Source organism: Spiribacter halobius, assembly GCF_020883455.1.
GTDB lineage: Bacteria > Pseudomonadota > Gammaproteobacteria > Nitrococcales > Nitrococcaceae > Sediminicurvatus > Sediminicurvatus halobius.
Genome location: NZ_CP086615.1, coordinates 3,594,643 through 3,610,796 on the forward strand (window position 1 = coordinate 3,594,643; position 16,154 = coordinate 3,610,796).

At 71.8% G+C, this 16,154-nt stretch carries 16 protein-coding genes; 13 read left to right on the plus strand and 3 right to left on the minus strand.

What is annotated here, in order from left to right:
• Positions 1-89 precede the first annotated feature (89 nt).
• The 3 genes from LMH63_RS16795 (at position 90) to LMH63_RS16805 (ending at position 2,873) form a co-directional block, all read left to right on the plus strand.
• Positions 90-1,487, plus strand: coding sequence for an AmpG family muropeptide MFS transporter (locus LMH63_RS16795; protein ID WP_229332634.1), 1,398 nt, complete (start codon positions 90-92; stop codon positions 1,485-1,487).
• A 118-nt stretch (positions 1,488-1,605) separates the two neighbouring features.
• Positions 1,606-2,595 (plus strand): thioredoxin-disulfide reductase, encoded by a 990-nt coding sequence (gene trxB / locus LMH63_RS16800; protein ID WP_109678622.1) that lies wholly within the window; start codon positions 1,606-1,608, stop codon positions 2,593-2,595.
• 2 nt (positions 2,596-2,597) lie between these two features.
• Positions 2,598-2,873, plus strand: a complete 276-nt coding sequence (locus LMH63_RS16805; RefSeq protein WP_109678623.1) for a glutaredoxin family protein — start codon at positions 2,598-2,600, stop codon at positions 2,871-2,873.
• Between the two features lie 9 nt (positions 2,874-2,882).
• Here the strand turns inward: LMH63_RS16805 and LMH63_RS16810 are convergent, their stop codons facing one another.
• The 3 genes from LMH63_RS16810 to LMH63_RS16820 form a co-directional block, all read right to left on the minus strand.
• The gene (locus LMH63_RS16810) at positions 2,883-3,662 is read right to left on the minus strand and encodes an exodeoxyribonuclease III (protein WP_199225656.1); all 780 of its coding nucleotides are present in this window, start codon (positions 3,660-3,662) and stop codon (positions 2,883-2,885) included.
• A gap of 78 nt (positions 3,663-3,740) precedes the next feature.
• The gene (locus LMH63_RS16815; RefSeq protein WP_146205209.1) at positions 3,741-5,405 is read right to left on the minus strand and encodes a L,D-transpeptidase family protein; all 1,665 of its coding nucleotides are present in this window, start codon (positions 5,403-5,405) and stop codon (positions 3,741-3,743) included.
• 139 nt (positions 5,406-5,544) lie between these two features.
• Positions 5,545-5,832 carry a DUF6763 family protein gene (locus LMH63_RS16820; protein WP_109678625.1) on the minus strand — a complete coding sequence of 96 codons (288 nt, stop codon included), beginning with the start codon at positions 5,830-5,832 and terminating at the stop codon, positions 5,545-5,547.
• Positions 5,833-6,015: 183 nt separating this feature from the next.
• Here LMH63_RS16820 and cobU point away from each other — a divergent pair, with 183 nt between their 5' ends.
• From cobU to LMH63_RS16870, 10 genes are all read left to right on the plus strand, one after another.
• Entirely contained in the window at positions 6,016-6,525 is a 510-nt protein-coding gene (gene cobU / locus LMH63_RS16825) for a bifunctional adenosylcobinamide kinase/adenosylcobinamide-phosphate guanylyltransferase (RefSeq protein ID WP_109678626.1), read from the plus strand.
• Entirely contained in the window at positions 6,522-7,547 is a 1,026-nt protein-coding gene (gene cobT / locus LMH63_RS16830; protein ID WP_229332635.1) for a nicotinate-nucleotide--dimethylbenzimidazole phosphoribosyltransferase, read from the plus strand. Before cobU ends, cobT begins: the two co-directional genes overlap by 4 nt.
• A gap of 17 nt (positions 7,548-7,564) precedes the next feature.
• Entirely contained in the window at positions 7,565-8,191 is a 627-nt protein-coding gene (locus LMH63_RS16835) for a histidine phosphatase family protein (protein WP_109678628.1), read from the plus strand.
• On the plus strand, positions 8,188-8,934 hold the full coding sequence (locus LMH63_RS16840) for an adenosylcobinamide-GDP ribazoletransferase (RefSeq protein ID WP_373317875.1): 747 nt from the start codon (positions 8,188-8,190) through the stop codon (positions 8,932-8,934). The genes LMH63_RS16835 and LMH63_RS16840 overlap by 4 nt, the downstream gene beginning before the upstream one ends.
• A 287-nt stretch (positions 8,935-9,221) precedes the next feature.
• Positions 9,222-9,719: a sigma-70 family RNA polymerase sigma factor gene (locus LMH63_RS16845; RefSeq protein WP_158280367.1), complete on the plus strand. Its 498-nt coding sequence runs from the start codon at positions 9,222-9,224 to the stop codon at positions 9,717-9,719.
• Entirely contained in the window at positions 9,712-10,668 is a 957-nt protein-coding gene (locus LMH63_RS16850; RefSeq protein ID WP_109678631.1) for a FecR family protein, read from the plus strand. Before LMH63_RS16845 ends, LMH63_RS16850 begins: the two co-directional genes overlap by 8 nt.
• Before the next feature lie 110 nt (positions 10,669-10,778).
• A complete protein-coding gene (locus tag LMH63_RS16855; protein WP_109678632.1) occupies positions 10,779-13,181 on the plus strand; it encodes a TonB-dependent siderophore receptor in 2,403 nt (800 codons plus the stop codon).
• 70 nt (positions 13,182-13,251) lie between these two features.
• Positions 13,252-14,289 (plus strand): FecCD family ABC transporter permease, encoded by a 1,038-nt coding sequence (locus LMH63_RS16860; RefSeq protein WP_109678633.1) that lies wholly within the window; start codon positions 13,252-13,254, stop codon positions 14,287-14,289.
• On the plus strand, positions 14,286-15,329 hold the full coding sequence (locus tag LMH63_RS16865; protein ID WP_109678634.1) for a FecCD family ABC transporter permease: 1,044 nt from the start codon (positions 14,286-14,288) through the stop codon (positions 15,327-15,329). The genes LMH63_RS16860 and LMH63_RS16865 overlap by 4 nt, the downstream gene beginning before the upstream one ends.
• Positions 15,330-15,333: 4 nt before the next feature.
• Entirely contained in the window at positions 15,334-16,152 is an 819-nt protein-coding gene (locus LMH63_RS16870; RefSeq protein WP_109678635.1) for an ABC transporter ATP-binding protein, read from the plus strand.
• Positions 16,153-16,154: the final 2 nt, after the last annotated feature.

Genomic DNA, 16,154 nt, shown 5'->3' on the forward strand with positions numbered 1-16,154 from the left:
CCGTTGCCCCGCCCCGACGTGGCGTCGGCGACGCCGTCGTCGAGGCGCCTTGCCCTGGCGTCGCTGCGGGCCTCAGAGGGCACAGGAACTTGCAATACAGGACACTAGCCGCCGAGCGTCAGCGCTGGCGCGACGCCATCGCCGTCTATGGCCGGCGCAACGTCGTGCTCATGGGCTTCCTCGGCTTCTCCGCGGGCCTGCCCTTCATGCTGGTGTTCGCCACGCTCACCGCCTGGCTGCGCGAGCTGGACGTGAGCCGTACGGCTATCGGCTTCTTCAGCTGGGTGGGGATCACCTACTCCATCAAGTTTCTCTGGTCGCCGGTGGTCGACCGCCTGCCCCTGCCCCTGCTTACCCGGGTGCTCGGGCGTCGCCGCGGCTGGATTCTTGCCGGCCAGATCGGCATCGCGGCCGGCCTCGCCGGCATGGCACTGAGCGATCCGCAGCAGGCACTGATGCCCGTGGCGCTGCTGGCCCTGGTGGTGGCGTTCTCCTCGGCGACCCAGGACGTCGCCATCGACGCCTTTCGCATCGAGTCGGAGGCTGCCGAGTATCAGGGCGCGATGGCGGCGACCTACCAGATGGGCTACCGCATCGCCATCCTCGCCTCCTATACCGGCGCGCTGTACCTCGCGGACGCCACCAGCTGGCCGGTGGCCTACCTGTGCATGGCGGCGATGACCGGGATCGGCATGGCCGCCGTGCTCGTCGCGAGAGAGCCGGCGGTTCGCGTCAGCCGGTACACCGAGGCACAGGAGGGCCGGGCCGTAGCCTTCGTCGAGCGCAACGCGCACCTGCCGGGATGGATGCAGCGCACCGGGGCCTGGCTGGTCACAGCGGTGGTCTGCCCGCTGGTGGATTTCTTCGGCCGCTTCGGGCTCTTCGCCGTGGTGGTGCTGGCGCTGGTGGCCACCTTCCGCATCAGCGACATCGCCATGGCCAGCATGGCCAACCCGCTCTATATCGACCTCGGCTACAGCAAGGCCGTTATCGCCAACATCAGCGGCGCCTATGGGCTCGCAATGACCATCCTGGGCGCGCTGGTGGGTGGTGCAGTGGTGGCGCGCTTCGGGCTCATGCGGCCCCTGCTCTCCGGTGCCGTGCTGGTGGCGGCCACCAATCTGCTGTTCGCCTGGATGGCGCTGCAGGAGGGCTCCGTGCCGGCACTGGTTCTGGTGATCAGCGCCGACAACCTGAGCGGCGGCTTCGCCGGCTCGGTATTCATCGCCTGGCTTTCGAGCCTCACCAACACCGCCTACACCGCCACCCAGTACGCCCTGTTCAGCTCGCTGATGACGCTGCCGGGCAAGTTCCTGAGCGGCTTCGGCGGCGTGGTGGTGGACGCCTTCAGCTATCCGGTGTTCTTCACGCTGGCGGCAGCGCTAGGGGTGCCCGCCATCATCCTGGTGCTGGTGGTCGCGGCGCGGGAGCGCCGCCGTGCACCGGACCACGTGGAGGCCACGGCACCGGGCGAATCCACTCCCTAGGGCATGCATCGCGATGGGGGTGGGAAAACACGGGGATCATCCCCATTCAGATCGGTCACGGTGGACGCACGGCCGCCCGCCACGGCAACATCTGCGGTCCTGTCCTGAGGAGCTTTGCATGACCGAAAGCCGCCACGCCCGCCTGCTCATCCTCGGCTCCGGCCCGGCCGGCTACACCGCGGCGGTCTATGCTGCCCGCGCCAATCTCGAGCCCGTGCTCGTCACGGGCCTGGAGATGGGCGGCCAGCTCACCACCACCACCGACGTGGACAACTGGCCGGGGGATGTCTCGGGCCTCCAGGGCCCGGAGCTCATGGAGCGCATGAAGGCCCACGCCGAGCGCTTCGGCACCGAGATCGTGTTCGATCATATCCACACCGCCGAGCTCGGCCAGCGTCCCTTTCGCCTCATCGGCGACAGCGGCGAGTACACGGCGGATGCGCTGATCATCGCCACCGGCGCCTCGGCCCAATATCTGGGGCTCGAGTCGGAGTCACGGTTCATGGGCCGGGGCGTGTCTGCCTGCGCCACCTGCGACGGGTTCTTCTACCGCGGCCAGGACGTGGCGGTGATCGGCGGCGGCAACACAGCGCTGGAGGAGGCGCTCTACCTCTCCAACATCGCCCGCAGCGTCACCATCGTGCACCGGCGGGACCGCTTCCGCGGCGAGAAGATCCTGCAGGACCAGGTGCTCCAGCGCGCGGAGGGCGGCAACATCCGCATCCGCTGGAACGCCACGCTGGACGAGGTCCTCGGCGACGACAGCGGCGTCACCGGCGCGCGCCTGCGGGACACGAAGACCGGCGAGACCGAGGAGATCGACGTGGCCGGCGTGTTCATCGCCATCGGCCATCGGCCGAACACGGAGCTGTTCGCCGGGCAGCTGGAGATGGAGGGTGGCTACATCCGCGTGAAGAGCGGTCTGGAGGGCAACGCCACCGCCACCAGCGTGCCCGGCGTGTTCGCCGCCGGGGACGTCATGGACCATGTGTACCGCCAGGCCATCACCTCCGCCGGCACCGGCTGCATGGCCGCGCTGGACGCCGAGAAGTATCTGGACGCCCTGGCCATGGACCCACCGGCGAGGGCCACCGCCGCGGCGTCGTGAGCATGGTCGCCGAGCCCGACACGCCCGCGCATCTTGCCCTCTACGAGCACGAGCTCTGCGGCTTCTGCCGGCACGTGCGCCACGCCATCGATGCGTCGGGCCTGGAGGTGGAATCCCGCAACATCCTGCGCGAGCCAGGGCACCGCGAGGATCTCATCGCCGGCGGCGGCCGGGGCATGGTGCCCTGCCTGCGCATCGAGCACCGGGATGGGCAGGTGGACTGGCTCTACGAGTCGGCGGACATCATCGCCTATCTCGAGCGACTCGCCGCCCGCTGAGCGGCGCCCTCACCAGGGCCAGTCGTAATCCAGCGTCAGCGGGGCGTGGTCGGAGAAGCGCTGCCCGGTGTGGATGCGGGCATCCAGGACCCGGTCCCGCAGCCCCGGGGTGATGACGTGGTAGTCGATCCGCCACCCCGTATTGTTGTCCCAGGCCCGGCCGCGGTAGGACCACCAGGTGTACTGGTGGTCCTGATCGTTCACCACCCGGAAGGCGTCGACGAAGCCGGCCTCGCCGAACAGGCGGTCCATCCATGCCCGTTCGTGGGGCAGAAAGCCGGAGTTCTTCTGGTTCGAGCGCCAGTTGCGCAGGTCCCGCGCGGTGTGCGCGATATTCCAGTCGCCGCAGATAATGAGCTCGCGCCCACTCTCGCGCAGCGCCTGCAGGCGCGCGAGGAAGGGCTCCATGAAGGCGTCCTTGACGTCCTGGCGGTGCTCGCCGGAGCTGCCCGAGGGCATGTAGAAGGAGACCACTGCCAGATCGCCGAAGCGCGCCTCCAGCCAGCGCCCCTCGCGGTCGATCTCGGGCATGCCGATCCCCGTGACCACCTCGTCCGGCTCGCGGTTGGCGTAGAGCGCCACGCCGCTGTAGCCCTTGCGCTCGGCATCGGCGAACCAGGCCCGGTAGCCGGGCGGGAAGTAGAAATCGTCGGTGAGCTGCGCGCGCTGCGCCTTGGTCTCCTGGACGCATAGGATGTCCGGTGACTCCTCCGGCAGCCAGTCGAAGAAGCCCTTGCGGGCGGCGGCGCGAATGCCATTGAGGTTGGCACTGGTAATGGTCAGCGGCATGACGGCTAAACAATGGCCCGTGGTGAGGACGCGCAGGGTACACCAGCGCTCGCCGGCGGCGCTGCGCCGGTGGGCCGGTCAGGGTGCTGACGCCCCCGCCATCAGCGCCTCCTGAGACGACTGCAGGGCCTCGAGCACCCGCGCATCCCGCCCGTAGACATCTTCCCGGAAGTGCATCACGCCATCCTCCCCCGCCCAGGCCGTCCAGTAGAGCAGATGCACCGGCACGGAACGCTCCAGACCCACCGTCCGCGGCTCGCCGCCCACCGCGTCAAGTGCAGCCTGGACCCGCTCCGGCGACCAGCTGTCGTTGGCGGCCAGCACCCGCTCGGCCAGCAGCCCCGGCGCCGAGACGCGGATGCACCCCGAGCTGAACGCGCGCCGATCCTCCTGAAACAGGTTCCGGGCCGGCGTATCGTGGAGGTAGACCGCAAAGCGGTTGGGGAACATGAACTTGACCCGGCCGAGGGCGTTCAGCGGGCCCGGGGCCTGCCGAAAACGAAACGGCAGCCGATCGCCGAGGGCCTGCCAGTCGATGGTCTCCGGATCGATCCGCACCTCATCCCGGCCCCAGCCCTGCAACACCTGGAATCCCATGCGCTCGAGGTAATCCGGATCCTCCCGCAGGGCCGGCACGATGTCGCGGCGGGCAATGCTCTGTGGCACCTCCCAGGTGGGATTGAACACCAGATAGGTCATGCGCCCGGACATCATCGGCGTCTGCCGGTACGGGCGGCCCACGATCACCGGCATCTCGAGCCCGGGTGCACCGTCCTCGAACCATTGCAGCCGGAAGCCAGCGATATTGACACGGATGTGGGGGTCGCCGAGCTCGGCCGGCAACCAGCGCCAGCGTTCGAGGTTCACGATGAGCCGGTCGATCAGCACCGGCAGCGGCTCGTTCAGCGCGGCGAGCGTCTGCCTGCCTACCAGGCCGTCCGCGAGCAGCCCGCGGCTGCGCTGGAACGCCTGCACGGCCTCGACCAGCGCCTCGTCATAGCGGTAACGCTCGGCATCCGTCGCCCGAGCGAATTCCTCCGCAACCAGGCGACGGCGCAGGGCCTCGACCCGCGCTCCGCCCTCGCCAGGCCGCAGCAACGGACCGTCCGGCACCGGCTCCCAGCCGCCGCTTCGCTGCAGGCGGCGATACTTCGCCAGCCCCTGGCGCAGGGCTGCGTAGCCGGGATCCGATGGCGCCAGCGCGGCGAGCGTCTCCCCCGGGCGCCCGGTCCGCACGGCCTCGCGCAAGGGCTCCAGATAGCGCTCCACCGGACGCGTCGGCAGCTCGCTGTCCGGATCGATGACCAGCGGATCCACCCGCCCGCTGCGCAGATCATGGGCGGCGCGCAGATAGGCATCCGTAAGCAGGAGCTCGAGGTCGGTCCGCGCGCCGGCACCGGATTCGGCCTCGAGAAGCAGCCGCCGCAACGCGTCGCGGTGATAGCGCTGCGGATCGAGGCCGTGACGGTCCATATCGTCGAGCGCCCGGCGCAGGGACCGGACCCGGGGGAGCGGCGCGCCTTCGGCGTCGTGCCACGCGGGCTCGTAGAGCCGTCCGGCGTAGAAGGCGCGCACGCCGGCCGGCGCCTCCAGCGGCACATCCGCTACCCGGGCCGGCAGCCGTGCGCCCTCGGCGAACAGCTGCTCCACCCGCTGGCGCAAGGACTCTTCCTGGGCGGGAGCGGGCAACGCCAGCGTGAAGGCGGCGAATCCGAGGAAAGCGGCGAGCGTGGCCCTGGTCAAGATGCGCTCCGAAGGGGCAGCCGGTGATGTACCGACTATGACACACCTGCCGACGAAGGCCGGCCAGGGTGCCAGCGGCCCACGGGCTCACGCCGCACGGGGCCCACACCAGCGGCCTCCCGCAACCGGCAGCGCGTGCTCAGAGATCGAGGTCGTCCAGCGGGTTGCCGGCGAAGTAGGCCGGCGTGCCGTCATCGAGGCCGAAGTCCTCGCGCATCATGTCCAGGGAACCCGACACATCCTCCGGCGGCTCAATGGGCTCGGCGGCCACTTCCATCCAGCTCTCGATGTCCAGCTCCTCGATCGCACCGTCGAAGTACTGGATCTCCACCGCGCCTTCCTCGGCGTCGTAGGCCACCACCTCGAAACTCTCGCCGCTGGTGGAGAGGTACCACTCGCCGATCTCCGGCTCGTGACTCACAGCCATCGCTCCGCTCCCCGTGTCCATCCGGTGCCAGGCACCGGCTGAAGGGTCAGTCCACCTATAGGGCGGGGGCCGCGGACGTTCAAGCCCGCTCATCGGGCAGGGGCGGCGGGGTGTCCGGCCATCGGCCGCCTCGGCTATGCTCCCGCCTCGCATGGGAACGGGGTACGGGAGGCTGGCAACAGGGTGAAGGAGCTGATTCTCGGGGGCGTGCGTTCGGGCAAGAGCCGGCTCGCGGAAGGCCGCGCCGGCGAGGGCGCGGTAACCTATGTCGCCACCGCCCGGGTGGGCGACGCCGAGATGGCGGCGCGCATCGCCGACCATCGGGCACGGCGGCCGGCACACTGGCGGACGGTGGAGTGCGGCGCAGGGCTCGCGGCCACCCTGCAGCGCGAGGCAGAAGCCGGGCGCTGCCTGCTGGTGGACTGCCTGACGCTATGGCTCACGGGCCTGCTGGAGCAGCCCGACGCCCTGGCAACGGAGCCCGACCGGCTGGTCGCGACGCTGCCGGAGCTGCCGGGCCACGTCATCCTGGTGGGCAACGAGGTGGGCCTCGGTATCGTGCCCCTGGGCGAGGTGAGCCGGCGCTTCGTCGACGCCGCCGGCAGTCTGCATCAGCGCCTTGCCGGGGTTTGTGACCGGGTGACCCTGGTCGCCGCCGGCCTGCCGCTGACGCTAAAGGGAGAGGCATCGTGATCCGTCAGCCCGACACCACGGCCGAGGCCGGCGCCCGCGAGCGCCAGCGGCGCCTGACCAAGCCGCCGGGGTCTCTCGGCCGCCTCGAGGATCTCGCCGTACGCCTCGCGGCGCTGCAGGGTCGCGCCCGGCCGACGGCGGATCACGTGCATATCACCGTCTTCGCCGCCGACCACGGCGTGACCGCCGAGGGCGTCTCCGCCTACCCCGCCGCGGTGACCGTGGAGATGATCCGCAATTTCGCGGCCGGCGGTGCGGCCGTAAGCGTCATCGCACGCCGTCTCGCTGCCGAGCTGGAGGTGGTGGACGTCGGCACCGCCGAGGACTACGAGCCGCCGGCCGGCGTGCGTTGTGAGCGCGCGGCGCGCGGCAGCGGCAACATCCGCCACGAGCCGGCAATGGACAGCGCCACCCGCGAACGCGCCGAGGCGAGCGGGCGGGCCAGCGTCACCCGCGCGCTGACGGCGGGTGCCGATATCTTCGTCGGCGGCGAGATGGGGATCGGCAACACCACGGCCGCGACGGCGCTGGCCTGCGCGCTGCTCGATCTGCCGCCTGCGCACCTGGCCGGGCCGGGCACCGGACTGGATGCCGCCGGGGTGACGCACAAGGTGGCAGTGGTGGAGGCCGCGCTGGCCCGGCATGGCCGGCTTCGCGACGACCCGGTGGCCGCCCTGGAACGGCTGGGCGGGCTGGAGATCGCGGCCCTGGCAGGCGCTTACCAGGCCTGTGGCGAGCTCGGGCTGTCGGTCCTGGCGGATGGCTTCATCGCCAGCGTGGCCGCCCTGGTGGCGGTGCGCCGGGAGCCCGCGCTCAGAGACTGGCTGCTGTTTGCCCATCGCTCCGGCGAGCCGGGTCACGGCGGCATCCTCGACGCCCTCGGCGCGGAGCCGCTGCTCGATCTCGGCATGCGGCTCGGCGAGGGTAGCGGTGCCGCGGCCGCCGTGCCGCTCCTGCGCCTCGCCTGCACCCTGCACAACGAGATGGCCACCTTCGACGAGGCCGGCGTCTCCGAGTCCTGAATCCACGGAGCCTTCGCATGCAGCGCATTGACCAGCACCCCATGACCCTCGTGGACCTGATGCGCCACGGCATGCCCGTCGGCGGCCGTCGCTATCGCGGCCACATCGACGACCCCCTGGCCGAGGAGGGCTGGGCGCAGATGCGAAGCGCGGTAGGCGACGCCTGCCCCTGGGACGCCATCGTGAGCTCCCCGCTGCAACGCTGCGCCGCCTTCGCCCGCGAGCTGGCCGAGCGCCATGACCGCCCGCTGCACATCGAGGAGGGGCTGCGCGAGATCAGCTTCGGCGACTGGGAGGGGCGCCATGTTCGCGAGATCCTCGCCGAGAGTCCGGAACAGGTGAGCCGCTACTGGCAGGATCCGGTCCGCCACACCCCGCCCGGCGCCGAGCCCCTCACCGACTTCCGCGAGCGCGTGGTACGCGCCTGGGAGCAGGTGGTCGAGCGCCACCGCGGCGGCCATGTGCTGATCGTCGGCCACGGCGGTCTCATTCGCACCCTGCTCACCCATGTGCTTGAGATGCCCCTCAGCGCCACCCTCCGGCTGGAGATGCCCAACGCCGCCTTCACCCGCGTCCGCGTGCAGGACGACATCAACGGCAACCCGGCGCCCAGCCTCGTCTTCCACGCCCGCCGGCACCCATGATGCGCGGGGCCCTCGCCGCGCTGGTCTTCCTCACACGACTGCCCCTGCCCCGCCTGGAGCTCGGGACGGCGGACGCCGGCCGGAGCCTGCCCTGGTATCCGGCCGTGGGCGCGCTGCTCGGCGCGCTCGCCACGCTGGCGGCACTGGCGGGGGCGAGTGCCAGCCCGCTGCTCGGCGCCGCCGTGTACGTCGCCGCCCTGGCCGCCCTCTCCGGAGGCCTCCATCTCGACGGGCTCGCCGACACCGCCGACGCCTGGGTCGGCGGGATCGGCGACCGCGAGCGAACGCTGGTCATCATGAAGGATCCGGCCTGCGGCCCGGCGGCGGTGAGCCTGCTTGTCGCCGTGCTCACCCTGCGTCTCGCCGCCGCGCAGGCCGTGCTCCTCGCCGGCGCCTGGCCGGCCCTGCTCCTGGCTCCCGTGCTCGGCCGGGCGGCCGCCCCGGCGCTGTTCCTCAGCACACCCTACGTCCGCGCCGGCGGCCTCGGGCAGGCGCTCAGCGAGCATCTGCCACGCGGCACCACACGCATAGCCCTGCTGGTAACCGCCGGCGTCGCGCTCCTCGGCGGCTGGCCCGGGCTCGCCGCCCTGGCGGCGGCCGGCGCGCTCCTGGTGGCGCTGCGCCGCGCGTTCCAGCGACGCCTCGGCGGCATCACCGGCGACACCACCGGCGCCGCCATCGAGCTCTGCGAGCTCGCGGCACTGCTCGCCCTGGCGCTTACGGTGCCAAACCCAGCGTCGTAAGTCGGCATCCGCCATGGGCGGAGGCGTACTGGACACGGACGTGGTGCCAAGAGCGGAGTTGATCCAGGGGTACACAGGTCTGGCTGCTGCCTCGGACGGATCCAGTGACACAGCTGCTCGCGGCTGAGCCCCGGCGCGTCCCGGGCACCGGTCAACCGGGTGCACGCCAGCGCCGCGGATCACGGAATCCGTCGGAGGGCATCAAGTTTCTGCCTGAACTCAAGAGAATGATAGTCTTTCGCACCTGACTCGGAACCCTTGCTGTCGGACTGTTCGAGACCTGCGTCGTGCCCCGCTCATGCCCGCTCATCGACACCCTGCTCCTGCACCGGGACGCCCTGGTGAGCCAGGTGCTCCCGATCGTCGGGGGGCGGGCGCAGGCCGAGGACGTGGTGCATGAGCTGTTCCTGCGCCTCGCGCGGCGCGACAGCGATGCCGGGGTGCGCCAGCCACTCGCCTTCCTGCATCGCGCGGCGCGCAACCTGGCCCAGGACGAGCTGCGTCACGAGCGCATGGTGGCGCGGCATGGCGAGCGGCAGAGCGGGCTGGCGCCGGAGCATGCCCCGTCGGCCGAGCACTGCAGCGGCGAGCGCCAGGCCCTGGAACGGGTGCAGCAGGCGCTGGCGGCGCTGCCGCGGGACTGCCGAGCCGCCTTCGAGATGCACCGGCTGGGGGGCTACACTCATCGCGAGATCGCGGCAGCCCTCGGAATATCGGCGAGCATGGTGGACAAGCACATTCGGCGGGCGCTGACCGCGTGCCGGGACGCCCTGCGCGATGAGTGAGCCGGCGCGCGACCGGCCGCAGAATGACCCCGCCTGGGAAGCGGCCCTGGACTGGCTGCTGGCGCTGCAGGCCGGCGGGCTCGACGACACGCAGCAGGCCGCGTTGCAGCGCTGGCTGGAGGCGGACCCGCGTCACCACGCGGCGTTTGCAGAGGCCCAGCGCGTCTGGGGGGTGACCGGTCATGTCACGCCAGCGCACGCGGCCTGGCCGCGTCCGCAGCGGCAGCGCCCACGGCGCCGGTGGCTGCCCCTCGCGGCGGCCGCGGTGCTGGTGGCGGGCATCACCGCCATCCTCGCCACCGGCGCCCTCGACCGGTGGCGTCACGACCTCGTCGCCGGTGTCGCGGAGCTGCGCACGGAAGCGCTCGCCGACGGCAGCCGCGTGACCCTGGCGCCGGGCAGCGCCGCGGATGTGAGCATGGATGCGTCCTCACGCCACCTCACCCTGCGCCGCGGCGCGATCTACCTCGACGTGGCACGGGACGCGGAACGGCCCTTCGTCGTCACCGCCGGTGAGACGCGGGTCGCCGTAATCGGCACCCGCTTCACCGTTCGCCGCTCCGACGTCCGTGTCCGTGTTGCGGTGGCTGAGGGACGGGTCCGCGTCGAGCGCGGACGCGCCGGCGTCGACCTCGCGGCGGGACAGGCGGTGGCCGCCGGCGGTGGGGCTATGCAGCCGCAACGCGTGCCCCGCCAGCAGGTCGGAAGCTGGCGCGAAGGCCGACTGCGCCTGCGCGATGCCACCATCGCCGAGGGCGTGGCCGCGCTGCGCCCGTGGCATCGGGGCATCATCCTCGACCCGCCCCAGGCACTGGCCCAGCGCCGCATCAGCGGCATCTACGACCTGCAGCGGCCCCAGGCAGCGCTGGCGGCGATGCTGGCGCCTCACGACGGCACGGTCGCCGCCTTCACACCCTGGCTGCTCCGTATCGAATCCCCCGACAGCTGATCGGGTCGGAAGTCATCCCGCATTGAGAACATTCCCCGGCTCGTTCGTCTTCTTCCGTAGACAAGAAGCGATTGCATTGGCATTCGCGACAACAACCACGGGAGAACCGCATGCGCACACGCCACGCCTGCCACCGCCTCGGCGCCACCCTGGCGGTGGCCTCCGCCCTGACCCTGGCCGCCGGCCTGGACGGCACCGCCCTCGCCCAGAACACGAGTGAGCCCACCAGCCTGCAGCTCCCGGCCCAGCCGCTCGCCGAGGCATTGACCGAGCTCGGCGCCGCCACCGGCGTCCAGGTGAGCTTTGACCCGTCCCTGCTCGCCGGCGAACGGGCGCCTGCCCTGGAAGGGCGCTACACCCTGGATCAGGCCCTGCAGCGCCTGCTCGCGGACACGCAGCTCACCTACGAGCGCAGCGGCGATGGCTCGGTGACCATTCGCGCCGCCAGCAACGGCTCGGATGCGGTCACGGTCGCGCCGATTACCGTCTCCGGCTGGCGCCCCTCCACCACCCAGGGCTACCGGGCGGAGGTGATCTCCTCGGCCACCAAGACCGAGGAGCTGCTGGTGGACGTGCCGGCGTCGGTGTCCGTGGTCACCGCCGACCTCATCGAGGACCAGAACGCCACCACCGTCGCCGAGGCCCTGCGCAACGTGCCGGGCGTGGGCGCCGGGCCCAATCCGGCCAATGTCTCGGTGCAGGAGGAGGTCACCATCCGCGGCTTCGAGTCCGCCCTGGTGCGGGTGAACGGCGTGCAGCGCCGCTCCACCGGGCCGCTCAGCCTCGCCAACGTGGCGAGCGTGGAGGTGCTAAAGGGCCCGTTCTCGGTGCTCTACGGCGACCTCTCGCCCGGCGGCTTCGTCAACATCCAGACCAAGCGCCCGCAGCGGGAGGCGGGGGCGGAGGTCAGCCTCGGCGGCAGCCAGGTCATGTCCGGGGACGGCACCAGCGCGCGGGGCACGGTTGACCTGACCGGCCCTCTGAACGAGGACGGGACGGTGCTCTATCGCCTGATCGCCTCCTCGGAGGGCGGCAGCTCCTTCATCGACACCGTGGAGAACGAGCGGCAGTTCATCGCCCCGTCGCTGTCCTTCCTCGGGCTCGACGACCGGCTGCGCGTCGACGTGGACCTTCGCTACCTGCGTAACGACGAGACATTCCTGTTCGGCGTCCCCGCCCGCAATGGCGAACCCGACGACCGCATCGACTACGACACCTTCCTGGGGGCCGATGACAGCGAGAAGGTCACCGAGGATTACGACGCCGAGCTGCGCGCCGAGCTCGAGCTGAGCGACCGTACACGGATCGATGGCGCCATCACCTATCACCGCAATGAGCACACATCACGGGCGCTCCGGCCGTTCGGCGGGGGTCAGGAGGTCGCGAGCGACGATACGGTGGAGCGGGCCTACAGCGTTCGCAGCTCGCGCACCACGGATCAGCAGATCGAGGTCAACATCATCCACGAGCTGAGCGTCCGGGATCAGGAATGGCGGTTCCTCGCCGGTGGCGATGTGCGAAGCACCGACTTCGAGCCGGCGGGCCCCGGCTCGCTGAACCTCAACCCGTTCGATACCACCAGTGTTTTCGATCCCGACAACGACGTGACCTTTCCCGCGGATGACGACCCCGCGCTGTCTCAGTTCTTCGTTGACCAGGACAACGACAGCTGGGGCGTCTACGGCCAAGCCGAGGTCTGGTGGCGGGACCGGCTCAAGCTGCTGGCGGGCGCGCGCTACACGGATCTCGATTACAGCTACCGCAGTGACGCCTTCGGCAGCTTCGATGAGAACCCGACCAGCGTGGATCCGCGCGCTGGGGCCCTGCTGAAGCTCACCCCGGAGACCTCGCTCTACGCGAGCTATAGCACCTCCTTCGAGCAGTCCTTCAGCTTCGACCCGGACAACGTGGAGCCGCTGGAGGCCGAGCAGTACGAGTTCGGCGTCAAGCGCGAGTTTGCCGGGGGCATGGGGCTCCTGACGGCCACTGTGTTCGATCTCACGCAGGAGAATCTGGTGACCACCGACCCCGAAACCGGGCTGAACCGCCAGATCGGCGAAGCCCAGACCCAGGGCTTCGAGCTCGAGGTCCGGGGCACGGTCACCGAGCGGTTACAGGTCCAGGCGGGCTACACATTCCTGGACAACGAGATCAGCAAGGACAACGACGGCAACGAGGGCAACCGCCTGCCCAACGTCGCCGAGCACGAGGCGAGCCTCTGGGCGAGCTACCGCCTGCCCACTCGGGGCGAGGGGTCCTGGTATCTCGGCGGCGGCGTGTTCTACGAGAGCGAGCGCTTCACCGGCGCCGCCAACACCGTGGAGATGCCAGGCTACGTCACCACGGACCTGAGCCTTCGCTACGAGCTGCCCCTTGGCGAGCGTCAGCTCTCGGTCCGCTTCGGCGTGAAGAACGTCTTCGACGAGGAGTACTACGCCGGCGGCTTCGGCGAGGGCATTTCCTTCCGCGGCGAGCCGCGCACGGCCTTCGCCACGCTCACGGCGCGCTTCTGAGGAGCCGGGCTGGCGATGGCGAACACGGTAGGTTAACGTTCAACGCTCTCAGTCGCGTTCGCATCCGGCCATGACCGTCGCAGCCATCTCCGGCGCCGCACCGCTCCCGCGGCGGCACCGCCGCCGCGCCCTGATCCTGCTCGGCCTCGCCGGTGCCGCCGGCACGGCCGTGCTGCTGAGCCTGCGGATCGGTTCGGTGCCCCTGGATACCGCCACGGTGCTCGCGGCCCTGATGGCCCCCGACAACTCGGATGCCCACGCCATCGTGCGCGAGCTGCGCCTGCCGCGCACGGTGCTGGGGGCCGCCGTGGGTGCCGCCCTGGCGGTGGCCGGCGCCATCATGCAGGCGGTCACGCGCAATCCGCTGGCCTCACCCACCATCCTCGGCCTCAACGCCGGGGCGATCTTCGCCGTGGTCTGCGCGGTATTCGTGCTCGGCATAGCCGACCCGGCCCAGTACCTGTGGTTCGCCTTCCTGGGCGCCCTCGGGGCGGCGGCGCTGGTGTTCGCCATCGGCTCCGCGGGCCGCGGCGGGGCGACGCCGGTGAAGCTCGCCCTGGCCGGCACCGTGGTCACGGCGCTGCTCTCGAGCTGGGTCAGCGGCATCCTCATCTTCGACCAGCGCACCCTGGACGAGGCCCGCTTCTGGCTCGCCGGCTCCCTCGGCGGGCGCGATCTCGAGGCCTTCTTCCGGGTGGCCCCGTTGATGGCCGCGGGCATCGCCACGGGACTCGCCCTCGGGCATTCGCTCAACGCCCTCGGCCTCGGCCGCGACGTGGCCACGGCGCTCGGCCAGCGCACCGCGTGGCTGCGGGTGATCGCGACGGCCACCGTCGTGCTCCTGGCCGGCTCCGCCGTCGCCGTCGCCGGGCCCATCGGCTTCGTCGGCCTCGCCGTGCCGCACATGGTCCGCGGCCTGCTCGGACCGGACTACCGCTGGGTGCTCCCCGGCTGCGCCGTCGGCGGCGCAGCGCTGCTGCTCACTGCCGACGTGATCGGGCGGGTCATCGCCCGCCCGGGGGAAGTCGAGGCGGGGATCATCACCGCACTCGTCGGTGCGCCCGTGCTCATCCACATCGTCCGCCGCCCGCGGCTCACCGGCCTGTGAGCGGCGCCCGGCTCGCCCTGCGGCTGCCCCGCCCGCTCGCCGCCTCCTGGCGGGTGGGTCGGCGCACGCTGCTGCTCGCCGCGCTGGCGCTGGCGTCGGTGCCCGTCGCAGCGCTGCTGGCGCTCGGGCTCGGCGAGTATCCGCTCGGGCCCTGGGGCAGCCTGCAGGCGCTGCTCGGCGCGCACGGCGACAGCCTCGGGCAGTTCATCGTCGCCGAGCTGCGCGCGCCCCGGGTGGCGGCGGCGCTGCTGGTGGGGGCCGCCCTCGGCGCCTCCGGGGCGGTGTTCCAGGGACTGGTGCGCAACCCCCTGGTGGCGCCTGACATCATCGGCATCAACGCCGGGGCGGGGCTCGCTGCGGTGCTGGTCATCGTCGGCGGCGCCGGGGTGCTGGCGCTGCCGGCGGCGGCCCTCGCCGGCGCCATCGTCACGGCGGTTGTCGTCTACGCGCTCACCTGGCGGCAGGGCATCACCGGCGGGCGGCTGGTGCTGGTGGGCATCGGCGTGAACGCCCTGCTCGCGGCGCTCACCACCCTGGTGCTGCTGCGCGCCCCGGTGGAGCAGGCGACGCCGGCCGTGGTCTGGCTCACCGGCAGCCTCGCGCTGCGGGACTGGGGCCACGCGGCGCTCGCCGCCGGGGGTATGGCGCTGCTGCTGCCCGCGTTGCTGCTGCTCTGGCCCCGGCTCGCCGCCCTTGAGCTCGGCGATGACAGCGCCCGGGCCCTGGGCGTGCGGGCGGAGCGCGACCGGCTGCTGCTGCTCGCCTGCGGCGCGGCCCTGGCGGGGCTGGCCGTGGCGGTGGCAGGGCCGCTTGCCTTCGTCGCGCTCATGGTGCCGCATCTGGCGCGGCTGCTGGTGGGGCCGCTCAGCGGCGGCGGCGTGGTGCTGGCGGCGGCCCTCGGCGCGCTGCTGGTGCTCGCGGCGGACCTGCTCGGCCAGCACGCCTTCGCGCCGGCGCGGCTGCCCGTGGGGCTGATCACCGCCAGCGTCGGGGCGCCCTTCTTCCTGTTCCTGCTCTATCGTGTCAACCGGAGCCTCTGAGCCCATGCCCGATCTGCGCGCCCGCGACCTTGCCCTCGGCTACGACGGACGCCTGGTGGTGGAGGGCCTGGACCTCGCCCTGCCGCCGGCGCGTATCACCGTGATCGTCGGCCCCAACGCCTGCGGCAAGTCCACCCTGCTGCGGGCGCTGGCGCGGCTGCTGCGCCCGCGCCGCGGCGCGGCACTGCTGGACGGCCACGCCGTGCACCGCCTGCCCACCCGAGCCCTGGCCCGGCGACTCGGGCTGCTGCCCCAGGCCCCCAGCGCGCCGGAGGGGCTCACTGTGGAGGACCTGGTGGCCCGCGGGCGCTTCCCGCATCAGCGGGTGTTCCGCTACTGGAGCCCGGAGGACGCGCAGGCCGTGGCCGAAGCCCTGGCCGATACCGAGATGGAGGCCCTTCGCGATCGGCCGGTGGACGAGCTCTCGGGAGGCCAGCGCCAGCGGGCCTGGATCGCCATGACACTGGCCCAGCAGACCGAGATCCTGCTGCTGGACGAACCCACCACCTTCCTCGACATCGCCCACCGCCTGGAGGTGCTGGAGCTGCTCCGGCGGCTGAACCGCGAGCGCGGGCGCACCATCGTCATGGTGCTGCACGACCTCAACGAGGCCGCCCGGCATGCCGACCACCTGGTGGCCATGCGCGCGGGCCGCATCCTCGCCGAGGGCCCGCCCGGGGAGGTGGTCACCCCGGCCCTCGTGGAGCGGGTCTTCGGCATCGCGAGCCGGGTGATCCCGGATCCCGTCACCGGCACGCCGCTGGTGGTGCCGGTACGCAGCGCCGAGCCCGACCAGCCGCTGCCCCGGGCGCGGAGGGCCTGACC